The organism is Bacillus sp. P4_D3 (assembly GCF_056401855.1).
Map to the genome: position 1 here is coordinate 1 of NZ_JBFUIN010000920.1, position 1071 is coordinate 1071.

Consider the following 1071-nt stretch of genomic DNA (forward strand, 5'->3'; position numbering starts at 1 on the left):
GTTCTAATTCACTACATGCCGTTTTGAGTGACCAACTTGAAAATTCGCTATTCAGCGGTGTGCCAAACTGCTCATTAAGTTCCGCACAATCAAGACCACCGACTTGTTGTGTAAGAAATGTTCCATTGATGGAAAGACTTCTTTTCACTTCAGAAGCAGAATAGGATTCATGTTGATTCACAATTAAATCAAACTGACCATCTTGAAATGGTAAAGCAGTATCATCAGTCACTTCTACGACTATAACTCCTAAAGGTTCTAATTTCTTTCGTGCAATTGGGACATTCGGAGCATAGCCCTCAGTCGCATAAATAGTTGACGGGAACGGTTGTAACATAGATAAAAACTCTCCGCCACCAGTCCCCATATCTAGCATTGATTTTGCACGTTGCATAAGCTGGAAAGCAGTGCTACCGTATGACCATGATAGGGGCTCGCTATTCATACGGCCAGTTTCTGAAATGAAAGAAAAATCCCAGCCGCTAAAGTTAGTCTTTGCACTTTCTAATAGTGCTGAAAATAATGGATCACGTTTCATATTGTTGTCCTCCTATTTCGTTAATAAATGATATAGTAAGAAAAGAAAAAGGGAGGACCTCTTATTAAAGTGGAACGGTTTTATGTTTCGTGTTCGAATAGATTCATATAAATTAGCTCCTTGCGAGAATGGTTATTTATATATTCGGGAGTATCGAGTGAAAATCCTTTGAAGTTATTAGGGAAGGTGAAAGTACGATCAAATTTTGGATGGGGTTATACAGTGAAACTGCATTTTGCCAAGATATTTTGTGAAATATGATATTTCACATTTCTGTTACATAACAATAAAGTCGTACTGTTTATAAAAAAGTGGAACCGTTTTATCCCTTTGGATGTACTTATCTATGGGGATATTTTTATTAATACAAGAAATAGATATATAAACTGAATATAAAAACGTTTTAATTGTTTGAAAACATTCGATAATTTAGTATTGTTTATATATGGAATATTTTATTTTTAGGAAAAAAGGGTAAGGGGCTAGATGAAAAGAATGAAAAATGTAATGTTGCTAGTGTTGTGTTTCTTATG

General features: G+C 34.9%; 1 protein-coding gene. It reads right to left on the bottom strand.

Annotated features, from left to right (window positions below; genetic code table 11):
• On the bottom strand, positions 1-538 hold a 538-nt coding region (locus tag AC1DTM_RS28010), incomplete at its 3' end, for a class I SAM-dependent methyltransferase (protein ID WP_477001428.1).
• Positions 539-1071: the final 533 nt, after the last annotated feature.